Source organism: Lentzea sp. NPDC037011 (assembly GCF_055607425.1).
On sequence record NZ_JBVJRT010000007.1, the window covers coordinates 462449 to 475110 of the forward strand.

At 63.9% G+C, this 12662-nt stretch carries 7 protein-coding genes; all 7 read left to right on the plus strand.

Going from position 1 to position 12662, the window contains the following annotated elements:
• Positions 1-3 precede the first annotated feature (3 nt).
• The 7 genes from ACZ7CH_RS24355 (at position 4) to ACZ7CH_RS24385 (ending at position 12586) form a co-directional block, all read left to right on the plus strand.
• A complete protein-coding gene (locus ACZ7CH_RS24355) occupies positions 4-1263 on the plus strand; it encodes a metallophosphoesterase family protein (RefSeq protein WP_470374949.1) in 1260 nt (419 codons plus the stop codon).
• Positions 1260-4259, plus strand: coding sequence for an AAA family ATPase (locus ACZ7CH_RS24360; RefSeq protein ID WP_470374950.1), 3000 nt, complete (start codon positions 1260-1262; stop codon positions 4257-4259). The genes ACZ7CH_RS24355 and ACZ7CH_RS24360 overlap by 4 nt, the downstream gene beginning before the upstream one ends.
• A 263-nt stretch (positions 4260-4522) precedes the next feature.
• Complete coding sequence (locus ACZ7CH_RS24365; RefSeq protein ID WP_470374951.1) at positions 4523-5302, plus strand: transposase family protein; 780 nt, start codon at positions 4523-4525, stop codon at positions 5300-5302.
• Between the two features lie 661 nt (positions 5303-5963).
• Positions 5964-7430 (plus strand): DUF3375 domain-containing protein, encoded by a 1467-nt coding sequence (locus ACZ7CH_RS24370; protein ID WP_470374952.1) that lies wholly within the window; start codon positions 5964-5966, stop codon positions 7428-7430.
• Positions 7411-8016 carry a DUF4194 domain-containing protein gene (locus ACZ7CH_RS24375; RefSeq protein ID WP_470374953.1) on the plus strand — a complete coding sequence of 202 codons (606 nt, stop codon included), beginning with the start codon at positions 7411-7413 and terminating at the stop codon, positions 8014-8016. Before ACZ7CH_RS24370 ends, ACZ7CH_RS24375 begins: the two co-directional genes overlap by 20 nt.
• A complete protein-coding gene (locus tag ACZ7CH_RS24380; RefSeq protein WP_470374954.1) occupies positions 8013-11393 on the plus strand; it encodes an ATP-binding protein in 3381 nt (1126 codons plus the stop codon). The genes ACZ7CH_RS24375 and ACZ7CH_RS24380 overlap by 4 nt, the downstream gene beginning before the upstream one ends.
• A gap of 38 nt (positions 11394-11431) precedes the next feature.
• Positions 11432-12586, plus strand: coding sequence for a Wadjet anti-phage system protein JetD domain-containing protein (locus ACZ7CH_RS24385; protein WP_470374955.1), 1155 nt, complete (start codon positions 11432-11434; stop codon positions 12584-12586).
• Positions 12587-12662: the final 76 nt, after the last annotated feature.

The window sequence follows — 12662 nt, forward strand, 5'->3', positions numbered from 1 at the left end:
ACGATGAGAATCCTCCACACCTCCGACTGGCACCTTGGCCGGATCACCGACAAGGAGCCGCGGTTCGCCGATCACGTCGCGGTTCTCGCCGAGATTGTCGCCATCGCGAGGAATGAAGCACCGGACGTCATCATCCACTCCGGTGATCTGTTCGATCATCCACGACCGTCCTACAAGGACATGGTGAAGGCGAGCGAGGTACTGCGCGAGCTCGCGCAGACCGCCCCTGTGGTGGTGATCTGCGGCAACCACGACTCGCCCGACCTGTTCCGCTTCATCGCGAGCTGGCTTGGCCCGGACAGCCGCATCCGTTTCGTCGACCGGCCGGTCGCGGCGGCCGACGGCGGCATCCTGAACTTCGTCGGTGCCGACGGAGTCGAGTTGAGGCTTGCGGTGCTGCCGTACGTGCACCCCAACAGGATCATGCACGCCTACGAGGACGCGAACGACCTGAGAAAGCGGTACGCGGAACGGGTCAGCGCGATGCAGCAAGCGCTTGCGGAAGAGTTGTTCCGCGACCTGGATCCGCAGCGCCACGTCACCGCGTTCGCGGGCCACCAGTACCTCAGCGGGGCGGATCTCGCCCGCCACTCGGCGTCTTCTCACGTGCGTGACCGCTACGCGACCGAGGCCGGTGACATCCCGAAGGTTGGGTACGCGGCGTTCGGCGACATCCACAAACCCCAGAGGCTTCCCGGTGCCGGAGTGGTCGGCCGGTACGCAGGATCCTCGCTCCAGCTGGACTTCGGCGAGCTGGGCGAACAAAAGAGCGTCGTGATCGTCAACCTGGTGCCTGGGGCGGAGGCGGAGATCCGGCTCGTTCCGTTGACCGCCGGACGCCGTCTGTGGCGCTTCAAGGGCACGATGGACGAGCTTCGGGCAGTGGCACCGACGATCACGGACCAGTTGTGCCGCCTGGAGGTGATGACGCCGACGCCGGACCCGACATTGTCCGAGAAGGTGTACGCGCTCCTCCCGAGCGCCACGATCCTGGACATCGCCGAGAACCCAGAAGACCGCCGGTTGCAGGTGGTGGAAAAGGAACGGGAACCCGGCGCTGAACCGTCCCTTCAGAACCTCTTCGTCGAGTACCTGGAGGAGAACGGAACGTCCGGGACCGCCGCGGAGAACATGCCGCCGTTGTTCGCTGCGCTCTTGGAGCTGGGCGAGACGGACGACACAACGATTCCCGCGGTGGCTCAGATCGAGGAGTTGCTCGCCAAGCCCATGACCGCAGAAGTGGACGAGGAGGACATCGCATGAGGCCCGTCGAGCTGAAGGTGTTCGGGCTGCGCTCGTACCGCGGGGAGCAGGTGATCGACTTCACCGGAATCGACATGATGGCGATCATCGGCGACACCGGCGCAGGCAAGTCCTCGCTGCTGGAAGCCATCTGCTTCGCTCTCTACGGCGTGTGCACCTGGCCCGTTCAGGGCGGCGGTGGTGGCCCTCTGATCGCGTCCAGCGGTGACGGCCTGATGCGCGTCGAGTTCACGTTTCGCGTCAAGAACGAGACGTGGAAGGTCACTCGTACAGCTGCTTCCCGCGGTGTGACGCCGCCCCACCACCTCGAGTGCCTCGACACGGGGGAGGAGGTCGACGGGTCGAGGAAAGTCACCGAGCGGATCACCGCTCTGATCGGTCTCGACTCCAAGACCTTCCTCCGGGCGGTGATGCTGCCACAGGGCAAGTTCCAGGAACTCCTGCAGAGCAGCGACTCGGAGCGCAACGCCCTGCTGAAGAGCGTTCTGGACCTCGACTCGCTCTCGGAGATGCGCAAGCGCGCCAAGGCGATGATCGAACGGCTCACACGTCCTCTGCATGAGACCGAGCTCCGGCGTCGAGAGCTTCCCGTCGACCCCGTAGCCGGCATCGCTGACGCATCACGTCGTCTCACCCAGTTCTCCGAGGCGCTCGAACGGCTCGAAGGCGTTCAGGAGCGTATCGGCGAAGCACGTGTGCGGGCAGAGAAAGCGGGTCGCCGGGAGGAGGAACTTCGTCGCATCGGAAAGCGGTTAGGGGACAAATTCCGTGCCGGTCTGCAGGAGGGCTTCGCGGGCCTGATCATCGCGGACACGCGCTTCGCCGAGGACGAGGTCGCACTGCGGCAGGAGCTCGACCAGTACGAGGCCGAGGTACGACAGCTGAAGGACGAGCTGGAAGACGCTGAGGAACGCGGGATCGGCGTGGCCTCGACGGCTTCCGCCTTGACCGTTCTCGCCACAACGGCCGAGCAGGTTCCGGCCTGGCACGAGGAACGGATACGCCTCGCAGCCGAAAGCGCAGCCATCGCGGAGTCGCTCGCCGAGCTGGAGTCGAGCGAGCGACTACTCCCAGTGCTCGCGGCGAAGACAGAGACGGCGCGGAAGGCGGCCGAGCTTGCGGCTGACGAGTCGAGCATCGCGACGGCCGATGTCACCGAGTGCCGGTTGCTGCTCGATAAGGCGCGAACCTTCGCGAAGCTCGCCGACACTGCGGACGGAGGTGTGAAGACCAAGCGCGAGAAGGTCAAGCAGCTGGCAGACCGAGCCCTTGCGCGCGGCGAAGAACATCAGGGAGCAACCGCGACTCTGGAAGCCGCCCAGGACTTCCTGCGCGCGGCCTACCAGGCTGACGCGGTCGCCCATGCGGCTGCTGGGGTCAGCGCCGGTGACGATTGCCCGGTGTGCGCCCGCAGCCTGCCCGAGAACTACCAGCCGCCGATGGGGGCCGACATCTCCGCCGCAGAGAAAGCCGTGGACGACGCGAAGAAGGCGCGCGTTACCACGGACAAGGCGGTGCAAAAAGCACAAGAGTTGTTGCACAAGGCGGAGGGCGAGCTCGAACGAGAGGTCGAGGCAGCTCGACTCGCTGCTGTCGCGCGTGAGGATGCTCTCGGCGAAGCAAGGGCCCGTCTGGGGGCGGTGGACCTAAAGGTCGCCGACGACGTCCTGCTCGCCGCCGTCATTGCTGCAGCGAGTGCCGCCTGCACGGTCGCCGAGACTACGGCGACCGGGTTGAGCGAGGTGCGCAAGGAACACGACGATCTCCGCGGAGGCATCGACGCGGCCAAGCCCTTGATCAGGCAACGGGCACAGAACGAGAGGAACGCCGTCCACAGTCTAAATTCGAGGTGGAAGACGATCGAGGACAGCCTCCGGAAGCTTCCGTTCTACCGTGAGGCGGAGATCACCCCAGCGGCCATCCAGGCTGCTGCCGAGAGGGCTCAGGCTCAGGAGATCGCACTTGGCCACCTCCGTGACCGGCAGGAGCAAGCGGAGACCGCCGCCGGGGCATCGCGAAAGAAGGCGGAGAAACTTCGCCAGCGGCGTAACGAGCAGATCGAGAAACCGAGAGCGGCGCTGGTCGAGGAGCTGAGCGTGCTCGTGGAGCGCGCCTCGGTGGTGCTTGCCGCGCTGAATCGCGAGGGGATTCCCGGACGAGGCACGGAACCCACTCTCGCGGACGACTCGGCGTGGGCCAGTGACACGGTCGTGGCGGTCGCATCCGCTCACGAAGCGTGCCTTCAGCAGGCGGACGCCTGCCAGACCGAGGTCGCGGAACTGCGACAACAGATCGCGTTCGCGTACGCAGGTGTCGAGGCATCTGACGAGGGTCACCTCGAGACGCTCGTCCGCAGCACGAACGTCGAGGTCGAGACCGCCAGACGCGAGCGCCGGGAGGCGGAACGGGCTCTTCCCGTCTGCCAGGAGCTTGACGCCCGGCTCGCCGCGGCGCGTCCAGTGTTGGAGGGACTCCAGGAGCTCGTGAAGCTGCTCGCGGACGGGAAGTTCGTCGACAGCGTCATGCAGCGTCGGCAAGGAACCTTGCTCGGCACGGCCAGCCAAATCTTCGAGTCAATGACGGACGGGCGGTTCGGCTTCGCCGCGAAATTCAGGATCGTCGACACGGCCACCGGGCAGGTCCGCGACGTCAAGACGCTTTCCGGCGGCGAGACGTTCCTGGCCAGCCTCGCGCTCGCGCTGGCGCTCGTGGAGGTCACCTCGCGGGGCGCCGGTCGTGTCGAAGCGCTGTTCCTGGACGAGGGGTTCGGGACTCTCGACACGAACGCGCTCCATCAGGCGCTGGGAGAGTTGCACCGCAACGCGGGTGATGGCCGGTTGGTGGCGGTGATCAGTCATATGCGTGACGTGGCGGACAATTTCGACAACATCCTCATGGTGGAGAAGTCGCCAAGGGGCAGCAGCGCCAGGTGGCTATCGGCGGAGGAGCGCGACGAGCTGTTGGAGGATGAGCTGGCCTCCGGGTTGAGGTCTTGACCTGACAACGAATGGTGGTGTGGTGCCGTGTTTGATCGTGTGAGTCTCGAAGGCGTCGCCATAGCGCAGTGTCATTGACGGGCTTTGTTGTGTGGGACGCGCCTGTGTCCAGTCCTTGGCGTGCCGGTGTAGTGGGCCTTTTCCATCCTGATCTTGCTGGTCACAGGATCGGATCGGTGTAGCCCACGGCCTTGAACATGGCGAAGCTCCTGATAGCACTGGCATCACGACCAAGATCCACCGATGCCGACCAGGAGCTTCGCATGCTGTTCTATCTGTCCACGATCACGTTGTCCACGCAGACCCTGGACTACGTCGCACGCCTGATCCGCCGTCACCGGGTGAGCATCGGATCGCGGTGGCGGCGCCTGTCCAGCAACCGCCAGGCCCTGCTGGTGCTGGCGCACCTGCGCAACGGCGACACCTACCAGCGCCTGGCCAGCGGGTTCGGCATCGGCCTGGCCACCGCCTACCGCTACCTCCGCGAGACCACCGACCTGCTCGCCGCACAAGCGCCCACCCTCACCGAAGCCGTTGCCAAGCTGGCGGGCTCGTTTTCCAATTACGCGCTGCTCGACGGCACCGTCATCGGCATCGACCGCGTCGGTGACCGCGACCGCCGCACGGCCTACTACAGCGTGAAAGTCCGCCACCATGGGATTACCGTGCAGGTGCTCACCGACCCTTACGGGCGGCTGGCCTGGGTCTCCGATGGGTTGCCGGGTTCGGTCTACGACCTCACCGCCGCCCGCGTCCACGGCGTCTTCGACGCCTGCCGTCAGGCCGGGCTGCAGCTGATCGCCGACCGCGGCTACATCGGCGCCGGCGAGGGCGTCCACGTGCCCTACCGCCGCTACAAAAACGAGTTCACCCCCGGCCGGCGGGCCGCCAACCGCGCCCACTCCGCCGTGCGCTGCCGCGTTGAACGCGGCATCGCCACGGTGAAGAGCTGGCAGGTCCTCAGCCAGGTTCGCGCCAGTCCGGAACGAGTCACCGCCTACGCCCGCGCCATCCTCACCCTCGAACAACGCACCCGATCATGAGGATAGAAAAGGCTCAGTACTTACATCGCATGAAAGACCATGCCTGGGAATCGGGCACCTAGCAGGCTCAGTGCCACGTTACTTCACGGTCGTCCGATGATTGGATACCGAGCAATTAAGGCCTATTGGGCCGTGTTTGAAATCCCGTAGGATTGCGCTTATTCTGATCTACGTTACGCCGACCATCGGTGCTATCTGCCATTGGCGAGCGGCGAACCTGATGGCTGATGGATTGAACCCCTACCGGATCGGGCTCAGTTGATTTTGTAGCTAATGGCAATCATGTGTAAGGGGAGGGTTAATTAGGCCGAGACTCGCAAGATCAGCGACGCTGACCGGCCACGCGGGCGACACCCGTCAGCGTCGCCTTCAGCTTCGATGGTCGGACGATCACGCACACGGCGATGTCTGGCACCACCACGACCGTCACGCTGTGCTGGCTCCTCGCGAACATGTCCCACGATCGGTCGTCCTCACCCTGGTCGCGCGCCCTGGTCGGCCGACCGTCTAGGCGCGGTTGCTTGATCAGAATATGGAGCTACGGAGTGTAACGATCTCGGTTTCGAGGCCGACATGTGTGATCGAGGGATCGCGGTTCTGTCGGTGTTTGCCCTTACCCTCAAGGAGGCTGACGCCGTGACAGGGCGAAGGGGCAGGTGTCGTGAAGTTCGAGGATCTCGAATCGCTGCGTAAGAACAGCCCTGCCTGGAAACTACTGCTCGCGGACAATGCGCCGTTCATCCTCAGCTTTCTGGGCAAGGTGTTCGTCGAGGACAACGTTCGGTCCATCTCGCGAGGTGAGTTGGCAGGCAGGCTCGATGACGAGCTTCGCGCGCTGAACGAGCGGCTCGATCACAGGTTCCCGAAGTCGGCCTGGGCGTATCTGGACGACTGGACGGCCCCGGACAAGGGGTGGTTGCGCAAGTACTACCCGGTTGGTGCCGAGGAGGCGCACTACGACGCGACATCGGCGGTCGAGAAGGCCTTGGCGTGGGCCAACGCGCTCCGCGCACGGTCGTTCGTCGGTGCCGAATCGCGGTTGAACACGGTGTTCGAGCTGCTGCGGCAGATGGTGTTCGGCGCGGAGACCGACCCCGAGGTCAGGCTGGCTGAACTGCACAGGCGCCGGCACGAGATCGATGTCGAGATCGCCCAGGTCGAGCGGGGTGACTTCGAGTTGCTCGACTCGCCGGCGCAGAAAGACCGCTACCAGCAGTTCGCGGCGATCGCGCGTGAGTTGCTCGCCGACTTCCGTGAGGTCGAGGCCAACTTCCGGGCGCTGGACCGGGACCTGCGGGAACGGATCGCTTCCTGGGACGGAGCCAAAGGTGCCCTGCTCGATGAGGTGTTGGGCAGCCGCAGCAGCATCGCAGACTCCGATCAGGGCAAAAGTTTCCAGGCGTTCTACGACTTCCTGCTCTCCTATGACAAGCAGACGGAGCTGAGTGAGCTGCTCGAACGTGTGCAGGCACTCGATGCCGTCGGGGAGGCCGACCCGAGGATGCGGCATATCCATTACGACTGGATGGATGCGGCGGAACGTACGCAGGCGACGGTCCGGCTGCTGTCCGAGCAGTTGCGCCGGTTCCTCGATGACCAGGTCTGGTTGGAGAACCGAAGGGTGATGGACATTCTGCGTGGTATCGAGTCGAGCGCGTTGAAGTTGCGTGAGCGCCGCGATGTAGATGTTGTGTCCCAGATCGAGGGAACCGCTCCGGTAGTTGCGTTGCCGATGGAACGCCCGTTGTACACGCCGCCGGAGAAGGTTGCGTTGCACAGCGCCGGCATCGCCGCCGCCGAGGAAGACATTGATTCGTCCTTGTTGTTCGAGCAGATCTACGTCGACCCGGAACGCTTGAGCGAGAGAGTCCACCGGATGTTGCGAACGCGGGGGCAGATCGGCCTTGCGGAACTGCTCGACGAGCAACCGCTGGAGCAGGGTCTGGCCGAGTTGGTGACGTACCTGTCGCTGAACGATCCGGCGTTCCGCGTGGTGTTCGACGAGCAGGTGAGGGAACGGGTGCGCTGGCGTGATCTCGACGGAACTGACCGGGTGGCCACGGTTCCGCGGGTCACGTTCACGCAGATGCTCAGCGAGGTGGGGAGCCATGACATCCGCCGGGGATGATGTTGATCTGTCGTTGGTCGTGACGCACCTGGTGAAGGGTGTGGTCTACCGCGACATACACGAGAAGGTGTGGCGGCACCTGTTGCCACTGCAGGCGCAGGCACGTGACTACGTCGGCGTCATGGGGCTCACGGTGGTCATCGACGAGGCGGAGGGATACGCGTTTCTGCGGTCGAAGCCCGACGTGGACGACGAGGACGCCGCTGTGCCCCGACTGATTCCGCGGCGTTCGCTGTCGTTCCCGGTCAGTTTGTTGCTGGCGTTGTTGCGGAAGAAGCTCGCCGAGTTCGACGCAGGCGACAGTGACACGAGACTGATCCTCACCCATGATCAGATCGTGGAAATGGTGCGGCTGTTCATGCCAGCGAGCAACAACGAGGCCAGGCTGGTCGACCAGATCGACATTCAGATCAACAAGGTCGTCGAGCTCGGGTTTCTCCGGAGGATCAAGGGGCAGGACGCGACGTTCGAAGTCCGCCGGATCTTGAAGGCGTTCGTCGATGGGCAGTGGCTGTCGGAGTTCGACCAGCGCCTTGCCGAGTACGCGCGTCAGCTAGTTCCCGTTGATGCCCAGGAGGATCGATGAGTGAGGTGCCCGCCGAGTTGGCCGGCCATCGGCTGGAGCGTCTCGAGGTATACAACTGGGGCACGTTCGACCAGCGGGTGTGGGCATTCGGGGTGCGCGGTGAGAACGCCCTGCTGACCGGCGATATCGGTTCGGGAAAGTCGACGATGGTCGACGCGATCACGACCCTCTTGCTGCCGGCACATCGCATCTCGTACAACAAGGCGGCGGGTGCCGAGGCCAAGGAACGCAGCCTGCGGTCGTACGTTCTCGGCTATCATAAGTCGGAGCGAAGCGAGGCGACCGGTTCGTCCAAGCCGGTTGGTTTGCGTGACCGGCGTTCGTTCTCGGTCATCTTGGGTGTGTTCGCCAACCTCGGCTATGACTCCAGGGTCACGCTCGCACAAGTCTTCTGGTTCGGCAGCGCCGCCGAGGGCCAGCCAGACCGCTTCTTCGTGACCGCTGAGCGAGACCTGACGATCGCCGGTGAATTTTCGGACTTTGGCGGCGACATCGCCACGCTCAAGCGGCGGCTCCGCAAGGGCGGTGTCGGCCTGCACGATCACTTCCCCCAGTACAGCAAGGATTTCAGACGACGGCTGGACATCCCATCAGAGCAGGCGATGGAGTTGTTCCACCAGACCGTTTCGATGAAATCCGTTGGCAATCTTAACGAGTTCGTCCGCAACCACATGCTGGAGCCCTTCGACGCAAGCGACTGGACCAAGAGACTGGTCGAACACTTCGAGGACCTGGCGAAGGCCCACGCCGCGGTGCGCAAGGCTCGTGAGCAGCTGGCCGAGCTTCGCCCGCTGCTGGCCGAGTACGACGTGTACGACCAGCTCGCGATCGAGATCAAGTCGCTCAGGGAGCAGCGTGACGCACTGCCGCACTACTTCGCGGACCGTAGGTCCCGTCTGCTTCAAGAGCAGATCGTCACGCTGACTACGGACATTCGCACCCGCGTGGACGAGCTTCGTCAGACCAAGGCGGAGCTGGACCGGATGCGTGGCAGGGAAACCGAGCTGAGCGTGGCGCGGGCGGGGTTCGGAGGCGGGAGGCTGTCCGAGATCGAGAAGCAGCTCAAGACCGACGCCGCCGAGCGGGACAGGCGCCAGGAAAGGTCTCAGCGCTTCCATCAACTCCTGGGCGAGGCGGGGCTTCGGCCGGTGGAGAACGCCGAACAGTTCTCGATCCGGCATCGCGACATCACTGCTGTGGCGAGCGATCTCGACGGGACGCAGGCCGATCTACAGAACAAGCTCACCGAGATCGGCGTCCGGTTCAACGCACTGGAGATCGAGGGCAAGGAGCTCAACGAGGAGCTGGTCAGTCTGCGGAACCGGCGCACCAACATCCCAAAGCGAAGCCTGGACTTGCGCGCCCAGCTGTGCGACGAGCTGGGACTGGACGAGGAGGACCTGCCGTTCGCTGGTGAGCTCATCCAGGTCCGGCCGGACTGCGCCGAATGGGAGGGAGCCGCCGAACGGCTGCTGCACAGCTTCGGCCTGTCGCTGCTCGTGTCCAGCGAGCACTACACCGCGGCGTCGACCTGGATCAACGGCCACTACCTGGGCACGAGACTGGTCTACTACCGGGTGCCCGATCGTCTAGTACCTGATCGGTTCGGCAGCGATGCCGACACCGCGACCAGCGGTCGCACACTCGCCACCATGTTGGAGATCAAGGACTCCCCGTTCACGGCATGGGTGGAGCGGGAACTGCGGCACCGCGCCGACTGCGAATGCGTTGACACCATGGACGAGTTCCGGCGCGCGGCCAAGGCGGTCACCCGTGAAGGCCAAATCAAGGGTGCGCGTGGCTGGCACGAAAAGAACGACGCCCGGCGCATCGACGACAGACGCACCTACGTCCTGGGCTGGAGCAACGAGCAGAAGATCGACGCGCTGCTCGACCAAGCCGGCAGGGTGCAGGCCGAGCGAAACGATCTCGTCGGCAAGAGGCAGGGGTTGAGTGGAGACTTCCGCAGGACGAACGAACTGCAAGGCGTAATCGCCAAGCTCACGGAGTTCGGCTCGTACGCGGACATCGACTGGCAGTCGGTGGTCAACGGCATTACGGCGCTCAGCGACGAGAAGCGGCGTCTTGAGCAGTCGTCCGACGAGCTGCAGCGTGTGACGGCTGAGCTCGAACTCGTTGGGACGACGATCGGGACAGCGGCGGACTTCCAGGAGACGCTCACGACCAGGATCGGCAAACTCATCGCTGCCCGCGATGCCGCGCAGAAGGACCTGGACACGGCGAAAGAAAAGCTGGCGGAGCCGGGGTATCAGCACGCACAAGTACATTTCCAGGCTGTCGAAGGACATCTGCACCCGCAGGTCCTGTCGACGCCGACGGATTGTGATCGTTGCCAGGCAGATGTCAGTGGGAAGCTCACCAACCTCGTGGAGAACCGAACTGGCCGCCAGACCGCTATCGGGAACAAGGCGGTCGCCAAGATGAGCACCTTCCGCAGGAAGTACCCGCGGGAGATGGAGGAGGCCGATGACTCGATGCTCGCGGCCGGTGAGTACCGGGCGTTCCACGACCGCCTCGTCAACGACGACCTGCCCAGGTTCGAGACGGATTTCAAAACCTACTTGAATACCAATACCATCCGCGACATCGCCGGGTTCAACTCCCAGCTGAACAAACAGGTTGACTTGATCAAGCGACGCGTCGAGACCATCAACGAGTCGCTGGTCGGCATTGACTACAACCCCGGGCGGTACATCCGTCTGGACCTGCAGTCCACAATCAATGTCGAGATCCTAGACTTCCGCACCGAATTGCGAGACTGCACGACCGGCACGCTGGGCGGTGACGAGTCGGATCAGTACTCCGAGCACAAATTCCTGCAGGTCAAGAAGATCATCGAACGGTTCAAGGGACGCGAGGGTCAGACCGAGGCGGATCGCGCGTGGACGAGGCGTGTCACGGACGTCCGCAACTGGTTCATGTTCTCGGCTTCCGAACGCTGGCACTCCGACGACTCCGAGCACGAAAACTACACCGATTCTGGCGGGAAGTCGGGAGGGCAGAAGGAGAAGCTCGCCTACACGATCCTGGCGGCATCGCTCGCGTACCAGTTCAAGCTCGACCACGGCCGAGGGAGGTCAAAGACCTTCCGCTTCGTCGTGATCGACGAAGCGTTCGGCCGCGGGTCCGACGAGTCTACGCGGTTCGCGCTGAACCTGTTCGCACAGCTGGGGCTTCAGCTGCTGATTGTCACGCCGCTGCAGAAGATCCACGTGATTGAGCCGCACGTGTCCGCGGTGGGTTTCGTGGACAACAAGACCGGTAGCTACTCGCGCTTGCAGAGCCTCACGATCGGGGAGTACAAGCAGCGGCAGCTCGCGCACGCAATGCAGGACACACCCGCGCGAGGCGACTGATGGTGTCGCCGCGTACCTGGTCGACACCAACCGACGTGGTGAGGAGGCTGGAACGCCGTTGGGAAACCGGCGAGTTCCTGAGGATGTTCGCCGCCGGTGAGGATTGGGTTCCGCTCGGCATCCCATTGCGCAGCCCCACCGCCAACGACCTGTCCACCCGCTTCGGCGAAGCCCAGGAGTGGATCTTCCAGTGGCACGAGGTAGATCAGCGCTTGCAGCGTGTCGAGACGAAGACAGTGGGCGGCAGGATCATCGGCACGAACGAGGTGCCGGACCGGGTATGGATCGACTCCTACGACCAGCTCTGGTCGCTGCTGCGCCGCACAGCGGACGTACGGCGCTTCACCACACTGCTGCATGCGACACAAGCACTGGCGCCCGGACCTGCCGGATGGATGATCGCAAAACCCCTTGAGGTACTCAGTTTCGGCCGCGTCTGGGACAAACTGATCGCCACCGTGCTCTGGATCGACGACCACGCAACTAGCGACATGTACGTTCGCCAGGTGGACGTTCCTGGTGTCGACACTAAGTTCATCGAAGGCCACCGCAAGATCCTCGGCCTCCTGCTGGACCATCAGCTTCCACCACATCGGATCGACTCCGCCCATCCGTACTCGGAGTTCGCCAGCCGGTATCGCTTCCGCAGAAAACCCGGTTATGTGCGGTTCCGTTGGCTAGGCGGCTACGGGGGGTTCAGTGAACTGACCGTTCGTGTCGACGAACTTGCCACGCAATCTCTCCCGGCTTCCACCGTATTCGTGGTGGAGAACGAGGTCACGTACCTGGCGTTCCCGCCGGTCGAGGAATCCGTTGTGGTTTTCGGAGGCGGATACGCACTGTCTCGGTTGGAGCCGCTGACCTGGCTGTCTGAGCGGAAACTGGTGTATTGGGGTGACATCGATACCCACGGGTTCGCCATCCTGGATCGGCTGCGGGCCAGGTTCGGACACGTTCGCTCGATGCTCATGGACCGGGCAACACTTCTGGCGCACGAGCAGCAGTGGGTGCACGAATCCACCCCGGTCAACACCCATCTGGAGTCGCTTCGTCCGGACGAGGCCGCGCTGTATACCGATCTTGTCGAGGACACGTTCGGCACTGCCATTCGCCTCGAACAGGAACGTGTGTCTTACTCGGCGATTGAGGTCGCAATGCGACAACAGCTGACAGGCAGCTCAGACCCGTGCTGAGCGGTACTTACGCAAGGAGCAGTGACACCGTGCTGGCCGATGTGTGGTTCCCTCGGACGAAGTGGGGTCGCCCGGC